This is a genomic window from Cupriavidus gilardii (assembly GCF_013347325.1).
GTDB lineage: Bacteria > Pseudomonadota > Gammaproteobacteria > Burkholderiales > Burkholderiaceae > Cupriavidus > Cupriavidus gilardii.
In genome coordinates, this window is record NZ_CP054624.1 from 1,910,646 (window position 1) to 1,928,674 (window position 18,029).

At 66.6% G+C, this 18,029-nt stretch carries 17 protein-coding genes; 12 read left to right on the forward strand and 5 right to left on the reverse strand.

All coding sequences use genetic code 11. From position 1 onward, the window contains the following. Window positions 1-24: 24 nt before the first annotated feature. From FOB47_RS08635 to FOB47_RS08650, 4 genes are all read right to left on the reverse strand, one after another. Window positions 25-1,509, reverse strand: coding sequence for an MDR family MFS transporter (locus FOB47_RS08635; protein WP_151022830.1), 1,485 nt, complete (start codon window positions 1,507-1,509; stop codon window positions 25-27). A 274-nt stretch (window positions 1,510-1,783) separates the two neighbouring features. Next, window positions 1,784-2,458: a nucleotidyl transferase AbiEii/AbiGii toxin family protein gene (locus FOB47_RS08640; protein WP_174780616.1), complete on the reverse strand. Its 675-nt coding sequence runs from the start codon at window positions 2,456-2,458 to the stop codon at window positions 1,784-1,786. Then, entirely contained in the window at window positions 2,455-2,949 is a 495-nt protein-coding gene (locus FOB47_RS08645; RefSeq protein WP_006577177.1) for a helix-turn-helix transcriptional regulator, read from the reverse strand. The genes FOB47_RS08640 and FOB47_RS08645 overlap by 4 nt, the downstream gene beginning before the upstream one ends. Before the next feature lie 113 nt (window positions 2,950-3,062). After that, window positions 3,063-4,904 (reverse strand): methyl-accepting chemotaxis protein, encoded by a 1,842-nt coding sequence (locus tag FOB47_RS08650; protein ID WP_174780617.1) that lies wholly within the window; start codon window positions 4,902-4,904, stop codon window positions 3,063-3,065. 943 nt (window positions 4,905-5,847) lie between these two features. Here FOB47_RS08650 and FOB47_RS08655 point away from each other — a divergent pair. From FOB47_RS08655 to FOB47_RS08685, 7 genes are all read left to right on the forward strand, one after another. Further along, window positions 5,848-6,177, forward strand: a complete 330-nt coding sequence (locus FOB47_RS08655; RefSeq protein WP_053823474.1) for an RNA chaperone Hfq — start codon at window positions 5,848-5,850, stop codon at window positions 6,175-6,177. A gap of 189 nt (window positions 6,178-6,366) precedes the next feature. Then, window positions 6,367-7,491, forward strand: coding sequence for a FliC/FljB family flagellin (locus FOB47_RS08660; RefSeq protein WP_174780618.1), 1,125 nt, complete (start codon window positions 6,367-6,369; stop codon window positions 7,489-7,491). A gap of 135 nt (window positions 7,492-7,626) precedes the next feature. Continuing rightward, window positions 7,627-9,075 (forward strand): flagellar filament capping protein FliD, encoded by a 1,449-nt coding sequence (gene fliD, locus FOB47_RS08665; protein ID WP_174780619.1) that lies wholly within the window; start codon window positions 7,627-7,629, stop codon window positions 9,073-9,075. 21 nt (window positions 9,076-9,096) lie between these two features. Beyond that, on the forward strand, window positions 9,097-9,555 hold the full coding sequence (fliS, locus tag FOB47_RS08670) for a flagellar export chaperone FliS (RefSeq protein ID WP_174780620.1): 459 nt from the start codon (window positions 9,097-9,099) through the stop codon (window positions 9,553-9,555). After that, complete coding sequence (locus FOB47_RS08675) at window positions 9,555-9,890, forward strand: flagellar protein FliT (protein ID WP_174780621.1); 336 nt, start codon at window positions 9,555-9,557, stop codon at window positions 9,888-9,890. The genes fliS and FOB47_RS08675 overlap by 1 nt, the downstream gene beginning before the upstream one ends. A 69-nt stretch (window positions 9,891-9,959) precedes the next feature. Then, a complete protein-coding gene (gene fliK / locus FOB47_RS08680) occupies window positions 9,960-11,345 on the forward strand; it encodes a flagellar hook-length control protein FliK (protein ID WP_174780622.1) in 1,386 nt (461 codons plus the stop codon). Continuing rightward, entirely contained in the window at window positions 11,342-11,629 is a 288-nt protein-coding gene (locus FOB47_RS08685; RefSeq protein ID WP_174780623.1) for an EscU/YscU/HrcU family type III secretion system export apparatus switch protein, read from the forward strand. The genes fliK and FOB47_RS08685 overlap by 4 nt, the downstream gene beginning before the upstream one ends. Before the next feature lie 72 nt (window positions 11,630-11,701). Here the strand turns inward: FOB47_RS08685 and fliE are convergent, their stop codons facing one another. Beyond that, entirely contained in the window at window positions 11,702-12,022 is a 321-nt protein-coding gene (fliE, locus tag FOB47_RS08690; protein ID WP_174780624.1) for a flagellar hook-basal body complex protein FliE, read from the reverse strand. A 461-nt stretch (window positions 12,023-12,483) separates the two neighbouring features. On the opposite strand from fliE, the gene fliF reads away from it, so the two are divergent. The 5 genes from fliF to fliJ are packed head-to-tail and all read left to right on the forward strand — an operon-like array spanning window position 12,484 to window position 18,025. Beyond that, complete coding sequence (gene fliF / locus FOB47_RS08695; RefSeq protein ID WP_174780625.1) at window positions 12,484-14,202, forward strand: flagellar basal-body MS-ring/collar protein FliF; 1,719 nt, start codon at window positions 12,484-12,486, stop codon at window positions 14,200-14,202. Continuing rightward, a complete protein-coding gene (gene fliG / locus FOB47_RS08700; protein ID WP_053823465.1) occupies window positions 14,192-15,184 on the forward strand; it encodes a flagellar motor switch protein FliG in 993 nt (330 codons plus the stop codon). Before fliF ends, fliG begins: the two co-directional genes overlap by 11 nt. Further along, on the forward strand, window positions 15,177-16,118 hold the full coding sequence (fliH, locus tag FOB47_RS08705; protein WP_174780626.1) for a flagellar assembly protein FliH: 942 nt from the start codon (window positions 15,177-15,179) through the stop codon (window positions 16,116-16,118). The genes fliG and fliH overlap by 8 nt, the downstream gene beginning before the upstream one ends. Next, window positions 16,111-17,574 (forward strand): flagellar protein export ATPase FliI, encoded by a 1,464-nt coding sequence (gene fliI / locus FOB47_RS08710; protein ID WP_174780627.1) that lies wholly within the window; start codon window positions 16,111-16,113, stop codon window positions 17,572-17,574. The genes fliH and fliI overlap by 8 nt, the downstream gene beginning before the upstream one ends. Further along, a complete protein-coding gene (fliJ, locus tag FOB47_RS08715; RefSeq protein WP_053823463.1) occupies window positions 17,567-18,025 on the forward strand; it encodes a flagellar export protein FliJ in 459 nt (152 codons plus the stop codon). Before fliI ends, fliJ begins: the two co-directional genes overlap by 8 nt. Window positions 18,026-18,029 lie beyond the last annotated feature (4 nt).

Below are 18,029 nucleotides of genomic sequence, written 5' to 3' on the forward strand. Positions count from 1 at the left end.
CGTTATTCGACCGTTATTCGCCCATTATTCGACGGTCGCCGCGGCCTTGACCGGACTGCCGCGCAGCGTCGCCTCGCGCAGCCGCACGACCAGCAGCGGCGCCAGCAGCGAGACCGCGGCGCTGGCGAGGAACAGCGCGCGGAACGAACGTTCCGCGGTCTGCCGCACCGCCGCCGCCTCGGCGCCATCGCCCAGCGACAGCACCTCGCGGAACAGATGCATCAGCACGTCCTCCCCACCGGGCAGCGGGCTGACCGCCATGCCGCTATGGCGCAGCAGCGCGATCAGCACCGTAGTCAGCACCGCGACCCCGACCGCGCCGCCCAGCATCCGCGAGAACGCCGTCAGCGCGGTGGCAACGCCGACCTGCTGCGGCGGCACCGCGTTCTGCGTCGCCACCAGCGCGCTGGGCAATTGCAGGCCGATCGCGAGGCCGAGCGCCACCATCACGATGCCGGTCAGCACGACGGCACGCGGGTCCACGAAGGCCAGCGCCGCAATCGCCAGCGGGGCGGCGGCGGCGCCGATCAGTTGCAAGGGCTTGTAGCGGCCGCTCCAGGTCATCAGCCGGCCCGCGATGAAGGCACCGAACGGGATCGCCAGCGTCAGCGGCACCAGCCGCAACGCCGCGCTGTCCGCCTGCGCGCCGCCGACCACCTGGAAGCGCAGCGGCAACAGCACCGACATCGCGATCAACTGGAAGAAACACAGGAACAGCGTGATGCAGCAGATCGCCACCGTCGGCACGCGCAGCATTGCCAACGGAATCACCGGATCCGCCGCGCGGCGCTCCTGCCAGACGAACACCAGCAGCGCCGCCACGCCGCCGCCGAGCAGAGTCAGCGAGTCGGCGCGCCAGACATCGTGGCCCTGGCCCAGCCGCGTCAGGAACACCAGCACGCCGGTCAGTCCGCCGCCGAACAGCAGCGCGCCGAGATAGTCGATCCGATGCTTGCGGCCGCCGGCCGCAGGCAGATGGCGCAGCGCACGGCGCACCGTAAATAGCGCCAGCAGGGCCAGCGGCAGGTTGATCCAGAAGATCCAGCGCCACGACAGATAGTGGGCCAGGTAGCCGCCGATCACCGGTCCCGCCATGCTGGCGACCGCCCACACGCCGCTGACATAGCCCTGATAACGGCCGCGCTCGCGCAGCGGCACCACGTCGGCAATCGCCGCCTGCGACACCGAGATCAGCCCCCCGCCGCCGAGCCCCTGCAGGATGCGCGCGACGATCAGCTGCGGCATCGTCTGCGCCAGCGCGCACGCGATCGAGGCCAGCAGGAACAGCACGATCGCGAACGACAGCACCGAGCGCCGGCCGAGCACGTCGGACAGCTTGCCGTAGATCGGCGTGGCCACCGTCGACGCGATCAGGTAGGCCGACACGACCCAGGCCATCACATCGAATCCGTTCAGGCGTAGAGCGATCTCGGGCAAGACCACGGCCACGATCGACTGCTCGAGCGCACCGAGCAGGATTGCCAGCATCAGGCCGAAGATGACCTGCATCACCGGCACCGGCGGCGACCCGGTCGGCTCGCCGGATGGAATGGGCTTTGGTGGAATGGAGGGGACCGCAGGCGAGGCCGGCGACCCAGCGGAAGCCGCAACGGAAGCAGCCGCGCCGGCAAGGCGCAGGCCAGAACGAAGGGGAGCGATCATCGGGCGGGCAAGGAGAAACAACATAGCCGGTGCACGACCGCACTGGCCGGACCGGCTTTTCTAATGAAGGACAGACGGCTATTGTAGGCGCTTGCTTAAAAGTGTGCGTTTGGGCGCGCTTTTACTCGTCGCTTTGGCCCTTGGTGCTGTCCAACGTGGCAAACAAGTCTTTTGCCAGGGCTACACAGTCGTCGTAGCTCCGGGCGAATTGCCGCCGCTCGATCTGCGCGAATTGCTTTTCAAGGATCGGGCGCCGTCCAACGACCTGGTCCATGAACGCGGCTGCGTGTCGTAGCAAGAACGGCGCTGCGCCCTCGAGCGCGTCGCGATCCTGTTCGACAACAACAGCCAAGTCGAACAGGTCGCGTGCGGTCGCCCGGTCGCCTCGGTGGTACAGCTTCTTTGCAACGATCTCGGTCGCGGTTTCGACGCGAACCGGCCGCCCCATGATTTCCCAGACCTCAAATGGATCGTCGGTCAGGTTTGGGGAAGCCACAAAGTCGACCTCCCCGGAATCCAGGACGAGTTTGACGAAGTTTCCCTGCTCCACATAGTCGGAGGTAATGGCCTCTGCCACATCGCTTAGACGTGGTGTCACAAAGCCGAGGTACTGCGGATCAGGGACGAAGATATCGATGTCCTTCGACATGCGATGGTCGTAACGCAGCATCAATACCGTGCCACCGCCAAACGTCCAGAGCGGCTCGATGCCTCCATGCGTCTTCACTTCCTCCATCAGCGTTAGCGCATGCGGAAATAGGGCCTCCCAAGGGTCGCCGCGGAGTTTCACCGTCATGCCCATAGGCCACCCCGCGTCGCCGTCAGCTCACGCGCCATCCGGCGCAGGTTCTTCCAGATTTCGGTGGGCTTCCGATCGTGGCGCGTGGCCACTTCCGCCACCATCTTCGTCACCAACTGCAGCGGCGCCTCATCCAGGATTTGGGCGACTTGGGGCTGCAGTTCGTCGGGAACTTGTCCGCTGATCAGCGCCTGCTCCAGTGCCATTGGCGTCAGCTCACCGGAATAGCTGGTATTGGCACCCTTCGCCGCCATCCATACCGCCCGCGCGGGGCGACCCCGCTTCTGTTCAGGGTCCGCAACTTCCAACGTCAGCCCCAGAACGTCCAGAAGACGGCCAAGCGTGTCTACGGTGACGTTGACATGGCCGTGCTCGATGCCGTTCAAGGTTTGCCGCGACAGCACCGCCATATCTGCCAATTGCTGCTGGGTCAGGCCCAGTTGGATTCGTTTGCGGCGAATGGCGTTGCCAAGTAGAGCGACGTTCATTTGGCGTCTCCAGTTTTTGTCAATTATAGACGACAAAAACGGAGCGCCAAATCGCCCTTCCTGGCTCCGGTCGACCACGCAAATTGGGACGCGGTCTACGTCCCAACTACGTTTCAGAAACTCTGCCAGTCATCTGCGCCAGCAGCCGGCGCTCCCGCAGCGGCCAGAGCGGCGGGCCGCACCGGCGTGCCACGGGACTTCGCGCCTGCTGCGTCAGCACCGTCGGCGCGAGAGACCGCCGGTGTCTTGGGAGTGGGTGCGGTCGTGGCCGCACGCAGCGAGGCGGGGCTTGCGGCCGATGCAACCTTGGCCCCCGGCGCAGCTTTGGCAATCGGCGCCGCCACGGCGAGCATCGGTTCCCGAGCCGGGTCCGTGGCTCGCGACAACGCCACCGTCGCCTCCTCGACACGGAACTTCGCCGCGTCCTGCACCAGCCCCGCAGCCTGCTGCTGCAGGCTTTCGGCGGCGGCTGCCGCCTGTTCGACCAGCGCGGCGTTCTGCTGGGTCACGCTTTCCATCTGCGCGATCGCGCGGTTGACCTGCTCGATGCCGGTCGACTGCTCGGCGCTGGCGGCGGAGATCTCGCCCATGATGTCGGTCACGCGGCGGACCGCTTCGACGATGCCGTCCATGGTGCCGCCGGCCTGCTCGACCTGGCGGGCGCCGACTTCCACCTGCTCGACCGAGCGGTTGATCAGCTCGCCGATCTCCTTGGCCGCCGCCGCGCTGCGCTGCGCGAGGCTGCGCACCTCGGCCGCGACCACGCTGAAACCGCGCCCCTGTTCGCCGGCGCGCGCGGCCTCGACCGCGGCGTTCAGCGCCAGGATATTGGTCTGGAAGGCGATGCCCTCGATCACGCCGATGATCTCGGCGACCTTGGCCGACGACTGCGAGATGCCCTGCATCGTCTCGACCACGCTGCGCACCGTACGTCCGCCCTCGGCGGCCACCGCCGAGGCGTTGACCGCGAGCTGGTTGGCCTGGCGGGCGTTGTCGGCGTTCTGGCGCACGGTCGAGGTCAGCTGCTCCATCGACGCGGCGGTCTGCTCGAGCGAGGCCGCCTGCTCCTCGGTGCGTTGGGACAGATCGGTGTTGCCCTTGGCAATCTCGCGCGTGGCGCCGTCGATCGCGCCCGAGGCGCCCTGGATGCCGCGCACCAGTACCGACAGTTCGGCGAAAGCGCGCTGCATCGCCTTCAGCATCCGGCCCATCTCGTCGTCGCCCTTGGCGCGGATGGCGAAGGCCAGATCGCCTTGCGCCAGCGCTTCCGCCGCGGCCAGCGCCTGCCGCGCTGGTCCGGCGATCGAGCGGGTGATCGCCACTGCCAGGCCGACGGCCAGCAGCGCGGATACCGCGCCGAGCGCGAGCAGCAGATTGCGCGTGAACAGATAGTCGGCCTGGGCCTGCTGCACGGCCTCGGTGGCCATCTTGCGGCCCGAGGCGATCAGCGTGTCCAGGCGTTCGAAGTACGCTGCCTGCGCGGCCGGCAGCGTGACGATCAGACCGGCACGCGCGGCGACAAACTCGCCTGCCTGCAGCTGCGTCAGCAACTGATCGAGCTGGGTGTTATAGGCGGCGCGATGCTTGCCAAGCTCGTCGAACACCTGCTTGAGGCCGGGATTGTCGGAGGCGGCAATCAGCCTGGAGAGATCGTCGAGCGTGGCGCTCATCTGCTTGCGGCGCTCGTTGACACGGCCGACGTTCTGCTGGACCACGGCCGGGTCCTCGGTCAGCACCGCGTCCCGCACCATGATGCCGATGGCCTGCGCGCCCTCCTTGACGCCGTCCAGTTCCATCACCTTCAACAGACGCTGCTCGACGGTCGTCCGCATCGAGGCATTCATATCGCCCAGCGCGATCACGCCGAAACCCGCCACCACGGCCAGCAACGCCACCATTGCGGCAAAGGCTGCCGCCAGGCGCGCGCCAATGCCGAAATGCTTCCACCCTCCCATACCGCCCCCTCTTCTCGTAGTCGGCGCCGCGCGCGTGTGCGCGGCGGTGCTTCGCTAACGGCAAGAAGGAACGCTTTCTTGATGGCAGCCGATACGGCCTGGTATCGGCTATCGGCGGTCAGAGGTCAGGAAAAACGAGCGGCAAGCGCGGCGCCATGGCGAAATGGCAAACAAGGGGCAAAAACCCCCTCAACTCCATCGATTGCCCGGAACAGGACGGGTGTCCAATTGACGCCGAGCATCCGGTATTCCGCCCGAGGCGGGCGAAGACGTCCGGCATTGCACAGGACGCGGGCAAAAAAGAAGCCCACGCGCGGGGTGCTCGTAGGCTTTCCAGGACTGCTAGAGCCGATTGGCTCGCGGCCGACTATAGCGGTGCTTAGATGAGGTGTAAATACAGTTTCCATCAGGGTAAATGCCGATAGTGGCACTTACTTTGTTTTACAAATAAAACAAGGAAAGATCGCCCCGATCGCTGCGGAAAAGCGGCGAGGTGAGTACGTACTCGGATGGGAACCCGCCTCGGCCCGCAGTTCGCTTCAAACGCTGCGCCGATCGAAGCACTTTACGCCGAGAACAGCTGTGGTTATCGGCACATGTATGCAAGCACTTAATTAGAGGTTTACCTCTAGACGCATGTCACGGCTTCTTCGATCCCCGAGTTGTAAAAATTTGTTACCCTCCGGGCCGAAGTATTCCCCTTCTCTTCTGGCAGCACGCCAGTCCGACCGTCGAGGCTACACATCCGCGAACCACAAGCGCCACGGCCGCAAGGACACGCGATGACTTCCCCCGCGCCGGTACCGAGAGCGAATGTTTCATCCCTCGCCAGATCGGGCTCTCGCCAATACGGATACCGTCGTGCCGCATCCGTGCCGGCTCGTGCCTGATCCCCGTACCGTTGTCTGCCGACAGAACCCTATCGGGCTCGACCGGAGAAGTCGTGAAGTATCAGGAAATCAGAAGTATTCGCCCGGGCCGTCAGCTCCAGGACCGACAACTGGCCTTTCACCGCGCCAGCCGGCATCCGGTAGTGCTGCATCTGACCAGTGGCGTGCGCCTGCACGGGGTCGTGGTCGGCGCCGACGCCTATATGGTGTTGCTGGCCCTGGCTCCCGGCGACCCGGCGCCGCAGATCGTCTACAAGCATGCGATCGCGGCAATCACCCCGGACAACGTCGACGGACAGCCGATCGAGCTGCCCCACGACGAGGTGCCGCCCGAGTTCGTCCGGCTCTTCACCCCTCGCACCCGGTCCCGGCGGCGGGCCTGAGCCAGTCCGGGAGCCGCCCCCAGCCTTGCAATGAGCGCTTTCCGCACCGCCGACTGAAAGTCACTCTAAACCTTTCGGCAGCCCGGTCGATAACCTTGGCAACGGAGGCACTTCACGCCCTGCAGTGCAGGCAGCCAACGTTACGGCACCCGCCGGAATGCGTAAAACATTGCAAATAGGAGTCGTACCATGGCGCAAGTCATTAATACCAACTCGTTGTCTCTGATGACTCAGAACAACCTGAACACGTCGCAATCGGCGCTGAACACCGCGATCCAGCGCCTGTCCTCGGGCCTGCGTATCAACAGCGCCAAGGACGACGCGGCCGGTCAGGCGATTGCCAACCGCTTCACCGCCAACATCCGCGGCCTGACGCAAGCTCAGCGCAACGCCAACGACGGCATCTCGCTGGCGCAGACGACCGAAGGCGCGCTGACGGAAGTCAACAACAACCTGCAGCGTATCCGTGAACTGTCGGTGCAAGCCGCCAATGGCTCGAATTCGCCTTCGGACCTGAAGTCGATCCAGGACGAAATCGCTCAACGCCTGGATGAAATCGACCGTACGTCGCAACAGACCGATTTCAACGGCGTCAAGGTGCTCGCTTCCGACAAGACGCTCACCATTCAAGTGGGCGCCAACGATAGCGAAACGATCGATATCGATCTGAAGCAGATCAACCGCAACTCGCTCGGCCTCGGTGGATTTAATGTCGGTGCATCCACCACGGTGACATCGTTCACCACTACCGCGGCTGGTGTTACCACAACGGCCAAGGTCAATCTCGCAGGCGTGGCCGGAGCCGAGCTGCCTGACGGCGAGCTGAAGCTCGTTGGTTACGGCGCTTACACGGCTGCAACCGACACCTACGCAAACTACGCGGTTGTCGACTCTGCTGGCAACGCGTACAAGCTTACTGCCGGCGACGTGAATGCTGGAACTGGTGCGGTAACTAACACCACAATCTTCGCCACGCAGGCAAGCATGGCTGCCGCCAAAGCAGCATATGACGCTGACGCCGCAGCGGGGACTGCTTCGACGGCTAATCCGCTCGCAGCACTTGATGCGGCGCTGAAGAAGGTCGACGAACTGCGCAGCTCTCTGGGTGCCGTGCAAAACCGTTTTGATTCGGTGATCGCCAACCTGGGAACCACGGTGACCAACCTGTCGGCTTCGCGTTCGCGCATCCAGGACGCTGACTACGCAACGGAAGTGTCGAACATGACCCGCGCGCAGATCCTGCAGCAAGCCGGTACCTCGGTGCTGGCGCAAGCCAACCAGACCACGCAAAACGTGCTGTCGCTGCTGCGTTAATTCGCAACGGCGCGGAAGGCCGGGCCCGCAAGGCCTGGTTTTCCGCTGGGAATGCTTTGCAGGCAGTTCGCTGCCTGCAAAGCGTTTCTTGGGACGCGTTGACGTAGACAAGCTGAACAACAAAGGCAGAAGACTATGGCTACCATCTCCAACATCGGTATCGGGTCCGGACTGGAACTCGGCTCGCTACTCGAGAAGCTAGAGACTGCGGAAAAGGCCCCACTGAAGCTCATCGAAAGCCAAGCTTCCAGCTACCAGGCCAAACTTTCTGCCTACGGTACCCTGAGCAGCGTGCTGTCGGCCTACCAGGCCGCCGCCAAGAAACTGGGGGATGCAGCGACGTTCGGTGCGGCCAAGGCCGCGGTCGGCTCGAGCGACATCATGTCGGCGGCTGCCGCCTCCAACGCGGTGCCAGGAACCTATTCGGTCAACGTAACCAGTCTCGCGCAAGCCCAATCGCTTGTTGGCAAGAACGTCGCCAGTCAGACCACCGCCATCGGCACGGGCAAGATCACCATCGAATTTGGCGAGCGCCTCGGCTATAACGCGGGCACTGGCGGCTACACCGATCCGCTAGGATTCACCGCCGACGCCGAGCGCACCAAAACCATTGACATCGGGCCCGGCCAGAACACGTTGCAGGGCATTCGTGACGCCATCAACAAGGCCAATGCCGGCGTTACTGCGAGCATTGTCAACGACGGCAGCGACACACCGTATCGTCTGGTGCTGACTTCGAACACCACAGGGGAACAGTCCAGCATGCGGATTTCCGCGGACAGCCCGGAACTGAGCAATCTCGTAGGCTTCGACCCTACCCAAGCAGTGCAGCCGAGCGGTATGCAGGAAACGGTTCGAGCCACCAACGCCGAGTTGAAGATCAACGGCATCGACGTCACCAGTCAGACCAACACGGTCACCGACGCGGCACAAGGTGTCACGCTAACGCTCAACAAGACTGGCACGAGCAGCCTTACGGTGACGCGCGACGCTGATGCGATCAAAGCGGCGATCCAAGGTTTCGTCACCGCATACAACAACATTCAAAGCACCGCCAAATCGCTAACGTCGTTCGACAAGACCACCGGCAGCAGCGCCGCGCTGAACGGAGACAGCACCTTGCGATCGATTCAGACCCGCCTGCGCAGCATGCTGAACGTTCCACAGCCTGACGGCAACGGCGGCACCATCACCCTTTCGGAGATTGGTGTGTCATTCACCAAGGATGGCACGCTGGCGATTGACGACGCCAAACTTACCAAGGCGATTAAAGACGATCTCGGTGGCGTTACCTCGATGTTCTCGCACACCACCGGCGCCGGCGGCTACGGCAAGCAGATCACCGACGCGATCGACGATCTGAACAAAACCAACGGCGCGATCAAGGTTGCGACCGATGGCCTGACTGATACGCTGAAGGACCTGGAAGACCGCTATACGCAGGTCGAGGACCGCGTCAACGCGACCATCGACCGCTACCGCGCGCAGTTCACCCAGCTCGATTTGCTAGTCAGCCAGCTGAACCAGACCAGCAGCTATCTAAACCAGCAGTTCGCCGCGCTGGCCAACCAGACCAAGAAGTAACCAACGGCAAGGACCGCCATCATGTACGCGCGCCAAGCAATCAACGCTTATGCCCGGGTCGGCGTGCAGACCGGGGCCATGAGCGCGAGCCCGCACAAGCTGATCGCCATGTTGTACGACGGCGCGCGCTCGGCCATCGCACGGGCCAAGTTCCATCTCGATGCGGGCGACGTGCAGGCGCGCGGGCTGGCCATCTCGAAGGCGATCGACATCGTCGACAACGGCCTGCGCGCGGTGCTGGATCACGACACCGGCGGCGAGATCGCCGCCAACCTCGAAGCGCTGTACGACTACATGACCCGCCGCCTGCTGCTGGCCAATGTGCGCAGCGACGTCACGCTGCTCAACGAGGTCGACGCGCTGCTGGAAAACCTCGCCACCGCATGGGCGCAGATCGGCGAACCGGAAGCCGGCGACCACGCCGCGCAATCGGCGGCCCCGGCTCAGTCGGCGGCCGTTGCCGAAGCACAGGAGAACTGATGATGCGTACCGTGTCTCCTACCGTGCTGAATTACGAGGAACTGCTGGTGCTGTCCGAGCAGATGCTCGAGGCCGCCGAGGCGGAAAACTGGACCGCCTTCAACGACGTGCAGACGGTTTACCTGGCCGTGGTGGACCGCCTGCGCGAGCTCGAGCACAACGTGCCGGTCTCGGCCGAAGAACGGATGCGCCGCCACGCACTGCTCGACCGGATCCTGGCGTACGACGCCCGCATCCGCGACCTGATGCTGCCGCACCTGGCACGCCTGGGCCAACTGCTGGGCGATTCGCGCCGCCGCCAGAATCTTTCGCACGCCTACGGCAGCCTTGCCTGACCCTGCACCGGGTCCCGCTGGCCGTCGCCGGCGAGCCGGTGACCCAGCGGACCATCCGGAAGCGACCCCATGACCGCGATCCATCTGCCGCCCGGCTCGCCGTCAGGGCAAGGCCTCGATGCCAACACGCTGCGCGCGCAGGTGTCGGCCAACAAGCTGGCGGCGCTGATTCCAACCACCAGCCCCGGCGGCGCCACGGTCCGGCAATCCGACGGAACCGCTCCCGGCGCGGTGGAACTGTCGGTGCGACCCGGTCCACATGGCCAGACTACGGCCACCTCGCCCACCGGCTCCACCCGCGAAACCCTCAGCTTCGCCGCCCGTACCATCCTGACCCTGCTGGCGCAGGGTTCGGCCGCGCCACTGCGCAGCGCCGGTCCACTGCTGGCCGTGCCGCCCACGCGGCTGCCCGAGGGAACCGCACAGGTACGGCAGGCGTTGATGCATCTGGTGCAGGACAGCGGGCTGTTCTATGAATCGCATCTGGCGCAATGGATCGCTGGCGAACGTGGGCTCGCGAGCCTGGCCCGCGAGCCGCAGGCCGGGATCGGCCGGCATCCCTATCCCGGGACCGGCGGCCTACCGCATGGTGGCACCGCCTCGGGTCAGGGACCGGCGGCTGGACCCTACGGCCAGCAGCCCGGTGCACCGATGCAGCCCTCTGGCACCGCTCCCCTGCCGACTCTGCCCTCCGCCTCGCCCGCCGACGCCCAGGCCCTGAGCAGCGCGATCCAGGCGCTGGCCGCCGCCGAACCGTCGCAGGCCGTGCTCGACGCGGCGTTGAATGCGGCCCGATCCGCGGCCAGCGCAGGGGCCGATGCCGGCGCCGACGATCCTGCCGCAGCACCGGGCGACACCGGTGCCCGCAACAGCGACGCGCCACGCGGCAACGAAACGCCGCGCTCGCTGCAGGCCGCTGCGCAGGCGTATCAGGCCGCCGCCAACGATGCCGCCCGCCAGGCTGGCGCGCAGACCTCGCTCGGCGCGACCGCTGACGAGGCGCTGGCACGGCCGGACCCGACGGCCAACATGCCGAAAGCCGAAGCCGCGCCCGTCATCCATCCGAATACCGAAGGCATCGTGCGCCAGCAGCTCGAACTGCTGGCCACCCAGCAGTTCCGCTGGGCCGGCGAAGCATGGCCCGGCACGCCGATGCAGTGGGACATTGCCGAACGCCAGCACGAGCATGGGTCTTCCGGCGAGCACGGCGACCGCGCAGACGAGCGTACATGGTCCAGCCGCCTGGTGCTGGAGCTGCCTCAGTTGGGAACGGTGGAAGCGCGCCTGACTCTGACGCCGAACGGCCTGGAAACCCGGCTGGCGGTGCAGGAAGACCGCATCGTACGAATGCTGGACGACGCGCAGGGCCGCCTGCGCGAGAACCTCGGCGCGCGCGGCATCGACCTGCTGCATTTCTCGATCCGCCGCGGCACCGACGCGGAGGGCGCCGCATGAGCCAGCAGGACACGCCCCGCGGCGCCGCCGTCGCGCTGTCGTACCAGAAGAACGACGCGGCCCCGCGCGTGGTCGCCAAGGGCTACGGCCTGATCGCCGAATCGATCATCGCGCAGGCGCGCGAGGCCGGCGTCTATGTCCATGATTCGCCGACGCTGGTCAACCTGCTGATGCAGGTCGACCTCGACAGCCAGATCCCGCCGCAGCTCTATACGGCGGTGGCCGAACTGCTGGCCTGGCTGCATCGGCTGGAAGCGGATACGGGGATCGTGCGGATCGAGTGAGGGCCGCCGCAGGCCCGATCCACAACGAAAAAAGGCGACCGCAAGGGTCGCCTTCGCGGGCAAGCGGGACGCTTACACCGCCATATTCATCACTTCCTGATACGCCATCGCCAGCCGGTTGCGCACCTGCACGCCGGTCTGGAACGAAATGCTGGCCTTCTGCATTTCGATCATCACGTCGTTCAGCGCGATTCCCGGCTTGCCGAGCTCAAACGCCTCGGCCAGGCCGTAGGCGCGTTCCTGGGCGCCGCTGATCTTCTGCAGCGAACGCTGCAGCTCGCCGGCAAAGCCGGTGGCCGCTGCCGGGGCAGTCTGCGAGGTCGTGCCCGACGCGCTCTGCGCCAGGCCGCGCAGCTGCTGCAGCATGCCTTCGATGGAAGCAATCGAACTCATCGGTCTGTCTTTCCGTAATGGGCGGGGCGCCGAAACAAAGTCGGCCGGCCCCTGATTGGGTCGGTCGGACGGGCGCAGCCGCGCCGCGCGGGCGGCCGTTCCCATCCAGCAGCCGAAGCGTACCCGTCGCCTTCGGCATGGCATAGGCCGAAATCGGACCGAAAAGCCGTCCTATTCCCCGGATTGTCTGTGCGCCCGGTAACCGATCATCGCTACCGTGCCGGGTCTGGCGGGTTCTCGCCTTGCCGCTCCCCACCCGCATCCCTGGTTTGCCGCCAGAGATTGCATTAACGACACCGGCGCCCCTTTGTTTAACTATCGCGGAGAGTACGCGTGTTTTGTCTGCTGCGTGATCTGAGCCATGCCGACATCGGCCACCGCCAGGGCGGCGCAATGCGCCCCCGGCAAGGTTCGCCCCTGCCCGGCCGGCTCGGCGGGTCGGCCAACACGGAGGCCCGCGCATGAATGCCGCGGCCGTGCTGGGCAACCGCTCGGAATTGATCGAGCGCTTCAAGGGCAATCCGCGCCTGCCGCTGATGCTGGGCGGCGCTGCGCTGGCGGCCGCGATCGCGGTCGGCGTGCTGTGGTCGCGCAGCCCCGACTACAAGGTGCTGTACAGCAACCTGTCCGAACGCGACGGCGGCGCGGTGATCGCGTCGCTGCAGCAGATGAACGTGCCGTACAAGTTCGCCGAGGGCGGCGGTGCGGTGATGGTGCCGGCCGACAAGGTCCATGAGATGCGGCTGCGGCTGGCCTCGCAGGGCCTGCCCAAGAGCGGCAACGCCGGCATGGAGCTGATGGACAACCAGAAGTTCGGCATCAGCCAGTTCGCCGAACAGGTCAATTACCAGCGCGGGCTCGAAGGCGAGCTCGCGCGCTCGATCGAGTCGATCGCGGCGGTGCAGTCCGCCCGCGTGCATCTGGCCATTCCCAAGCCGACGCTGTTCGTGCGCGAGCGCCAGAAGCCGACCGCTTCGATCGTGCTGACGCTGCATCCGGGCCGCGCCATCGATGAGGGCCAGGTCGCGGCGATCAGCCATCTGGTCTCGTCGAGCGTGCCGGAGCTCACGCCCAAGTCGATCTCGATCGTCGACCAGCATGGCAACCTGCTGTCGGGCAACGGCAGCAACGAGCGCATGCTCGATGCCACGCAGCTCAAGTACGTGCAGACGCTCGAGCGCACCTATGTCCAGCGCGTCGAGTCGATCCTCGCGCCGATCGTCGGCCAGGGCAATGTAAAGGCCCAGGTTACCGCCGACGTCGACTTCAATATCGTCGAGCACACCGACGAATCGTTCAAGCCGAACCAGGACCCGACCCGCGCGGCGATCCGCAGCCAGCAGACCAGCGAGTCGAACCAGCAAGGCGGCTCGCCGGTCGGCGGCGTGCCGGGCGCGTTGTCGAACCAGCCGCCGCTGCAGGCCGCCGCGCCGGTGGTCACGCAGCAGCCGGGACAGCAAGGACAACAAGGACAGCAGGGTCAGCAAGGCCAGGCCGGCCAGCAGGCCCAGGGTCAGCAGGCCGGCACCGCGCAGGCCGCGCTCGCCGGCGCGCAGACAGGCCCGAGCAGCAACCGCCGCGACTCGACCACCAACTACGAACTGGACCGCACCGTGCGCCACGTGCAACAGGCGCCGGGCGGCATCCGCCGTCTGTCGGTGGCGGTGGTGGTCAACCATCGCCAGGTTGTCGGCGCGAACGGCAAGGTCACCAGCGAACCACTGACGGCCGCTCAACTGGCGCAGATCGAGAATCTGGCCAAGGAAGCGATGGGCTTCTCGCCGGCGCGCGGCGACTCGCTCAATGTGGTCAACAGCCCGTTCACCTCCGGCGACGAGATCAAGCCCGAACTGCCGCTGTGGAAGCAACCCGAGATGATCGAGCTGGCCAAGACCGCCGCGCAATACCTGCTGCTGGCACTGCTGGCCCTGTTCGTGTGGTTCAAGGTGGCACGGCCGATCCTGCGCAAGTACACCGCGCCGCCGTTGCCGCCGCCAGCGGAGGCCAACGCGGCCGAGTCGGTGCTGCTGCCGGTCGAGGAGCAGCAGCCCGATCCGGAAGTGCTGCGCCTGACCGCCAAATATGAAAGCGATCTCGCCCTGGTGCGCGACGCCGCGCAACGCGACCCGCGTCTGGTCGCCAGTGTGATCAAGAACTGGATGTCTAGCGATGAACGGTGAGGGCTTGCAGAAGAGCGCCATCCTGATGATGTCGCTCGGTGAGGATGCGGCGGCCGAGGTGTTCAAGCACCTGTCGCCGCGCGAAGTACAGACGCTGGGCTCCGCCATGGCGTCGCTGAACGCCGTCACGCGGGAAGAAATGGCGGCAGTGCTGGCCGAGTTCCGCAGCGAGACCGAGCAGTTCCTGGCGCTGTCGGTCGACTCGAGCACGTTCATCAAGAGCGTCCTGAACAAGGCGCTGGGCGAGGAACGCGCGCTGTCGGTGATCGAGGACATCCTGGAATCGCGCGACCCGGGCAGCGGCATCGATTCGCTGAACTGGATGGACGCGACTTCGGTGGCCGAGCTGATCCGCGACGAGCATCCGCAGATCATCGCCACGATCCTGATCCACCTGGACCGCCAGAAGGCGTCCGAGGTGCTGGCGCTGTTCACCGACCGGCTGCGCAACGACGTGGTGCTGCGGATCGCGACGTTCGGCGGCGTGCAGCCGGGCGCGCTGCAGGAACTGACCGACGTGCTGACCAAGCTGCTGGCCGGCCAGAGCCTGAAGCGCAGCCGCATGGGCGGCATCCGCACCGCGGCCGAGATCATCAACCTGATGAACACCACGCACGAGGAGGCGGTCATTGCCGGCGTGCGCCAGCACGACAGCGACCTCGCGCAGAAGATCATCGACGAGATGTTCCTGTTCGAGAACCTGCTGGAAGTGGACGATCGCGGCATCCAGCGCGTGCTGAAGGAAATCGCCACGGAGTCGCTGATCGTCGCGCTCAAGGGCGCGCCGCAGGAGCTGCGCGACAAGTTCATCCGCAACATGTCGACCCGTGCGGGCGAGATGCTGCGCGAGGACCTGGAAGCGCTGGGTCCGGTGCGCGTGTCGCAGGTCGAGGCCGAGCAGAAGAGCATCCTGCAGGTGGTAAGACGCCTGGCCGACGCCGGCGAGATCCAGATCGGAGCCGGCGACGATGCCTATGTCTAATCCCTACGCGCGGCAGGCGCTGGGCCACCATCTGGGCGGCCCGCTCGGCAACGAGCGCGACGATGAGCGCGACGACGGTTTCGGCGCACGCTACGAGCCGCGTGCACAAGCTCGCGCCGCAGTGCAGCCTCCGCCCGCCGCATCGCCATCCGCGTCCGCTGGGCTGAACCTGCGAGGCGGCCGCGACGGTGCGGGCTTCGAAAGCTTCGATGCGTTGGGGGCCGGCGAACGCCAGCCCGGCGGCAAGCGCGGGGACCCCGGCGGCGACGGCAACGGCTGGCGCCGCTGGAAGATGTCGGCCTTCGACGCGCCGCCGCCTCCGCCGCCCGCATTCGAAGCCGAACCGGAAGAACCAGCGCCGCCGCCGATCGACTTCGCCGCGCTCGACGCGATGCGCGAGGGCGCCCGCAAGGAAGGCTATGCCCAGGGCTACACGCAGGGCCAGACCCAGGGCTACGGCGACGGCCATCGCGAAGGCTACGCGCGCGGTCTCGAGACCGCGCGCCAGGAGGCTGCCCGCCTGCAGGAACTGGCCGGCACCTTCGCCAGCGCCCTGCGCCGCATCGACGACGAGGTCGGCCAGACGCTGATCGCGCTGGCGCTCGATGTCGCCCGCAAGCTGGTGCACGACACCGTCGCGCACAACCCTGCCGTGCTGCTGTCCGCGGTGCGCGAGCTGCTGGCCAACGAACCGGCATTGTCCGGCGCCCCCTGCCTGCTGCTGAACCCCGACGATATCGAACTGGTGCAGACGCATCTGGCCGGCGAGCTGGAAGCGGCCGGCTGGTCGGTGCGCGCCGATGCGACCGTCGCACGCGGCGGCTGCATCGCCAGCGCCGCCAGCGGCGAGCTGGACGCGACGCTGGCGACGCGCTGGAGCCGCGTGGTGAAAGCCCTTGGCCGCAATGATCCCTGGGAAGCGCCCGATGCGTGAAGCGATCGCCGCTGCCTCGACCGATGCCGCAGCCGGCGTGCCCGAGCTGCATGGCCAGCGCTGGCGCGATGCGCTGGCCGGCGCCGCCGCCAACGTGGCAGAGCTGGACAGCAAGCGCAGTTGCGGGCGGCTGACGCGCGCCGCCGGGCTGGTGCTGGAGGCCGTCGGCCTGCGCCTGCCGGTCGGCAGCGACTGCCTGATCGAAATTCCCGGCCATGCCGGCGCGGCCGGTCAGGGGCCGCGCATGGCGGAGGCCGAAGTGGTCGGTTTCGGCGCCGACCGCCTCTATCTGATGCCGCAATCGGACGTACTGGGCCTGGTGCCCGGCGCGCGAGTCTATCCGCTCGAACCGTCGCCGCTGCCCAGCGGCGACAGCGCGCCGCGCGAACCCGGCTCGAAGCGGCTGCCGGTCGGCGAAGGGCTGCTGGGCCGCGTGCTCGACGCCGCCGGGCGGCCGCTGGACGGCCTCGGCCCGTTGCAGGCCGCGCGTGAAGTACCGCTGGCCGGCTCGCAGATCAATCCGCTGTCGCGCGCGCCGATCGATACCGTGCTCGATGTCGGCGTGCGCGCGATCAACGGCATGCTGACCGTTGGCCGCGGCCAGCGCATGGGCCTGTTCGCGGGCTCGGGCGTCGGCAAGAGCGTGCTGCTCGGCATGATGGCGCGCTATACCAGCGCGGAAGTGATCGTGGTCGGCCTGATCGGCGAACGCGGCCGTGAGGTCAAGGACTTCATCGAGAACATCCTTGGCGAGGAAGGCCGTGCGCGCTCGGTGGTGGTTGCCGCGCCGGCCGACACCTCGCCGCTGCTGCGCATGCAGGGCGCCGCCTATGCGACGCGCCTTGCCGAATATTTCCGCGATCAGGGCCGCCATGTGCTGCTGATCATGGATTCGCTGACGCGCTATGCGATGGCCCAGCGCGAGATCGCGCTTGCCATTGGCGAGCCGCCTGCAACCAAGGGTTACCCCCCTTCGGTGTTCGCCAAGCTGCCGACCCTGGTCGAGCGCGCCGGTAACGGCGCCGAGGGCGGCGGCTCGATCACCGCCTTCTATACCGTGCTCGCCGAGGGCGACGACCAGCAGGACCCGATCGCCGATTCGGCGCGCGCGATCCTCGACGGCCATATCGTGCTGTCGCGCAGCCTGGCCGAGGCCGGCCACTACCCGGCCATCGACGTCGAGGCCTCGATCAGCCGCGCGATGACCGCATTGATCTCGCTCGAGCAATTCGGCTCGGTGCGCCGCTTCAAGCAATTGATGTCGCGCTACCAGCGCAACCGCGACCTGATCAGCGTGGGCGCCTACGTGCCGGGCGCCGATCCCGAACTCGATCTGGCGATCCGCCTGCATCCGCGCATGGAAGCGTTCCTGCAGCAGGACATTCACGAGCGCGCCGGCTACGGCGAATCGATCGACCAACTGCATCTGCTCTTCGACAGGAGCGCAAATGGCTAAGACCTCTCCGCTGAACACGCTGGCCGACCTGGCCCAGAACGATACCGACACCGCCGCGCGCGAGCTCGGGCGGCTGCAGGGCCAGCGCACGCAGGCCGAGCAGCAGCTCGCCGCGCTGACCCAGTATCGGCAGGAATATCGCGCGCGCATGCAGGCGCTGATGCAGAGCGGCATGCCGTCGGCGCGCTGGCACGACTTCTCGCAGTTCCTCGATTCGCTCGATGCGGCCATCCGGCACCAGACCGAGGCGCTGGCCAAGGCCGAATCGCAGCTGCTGGCCGGCCGCGCCAACTGGCAAAAGCAGAAGCAGCGGCTGAACTCCTTCGACACGCTGATCCAGCGTGCCGAGTCGCGCGAGCAGCAGATCGCCGCGCGCCGCGAGCAGCGCGCCACCGACGAATACGCCGCGCGCCTGGCGCGGCAGCAGATCCGCAGCGGACACAACCAATAAGAAC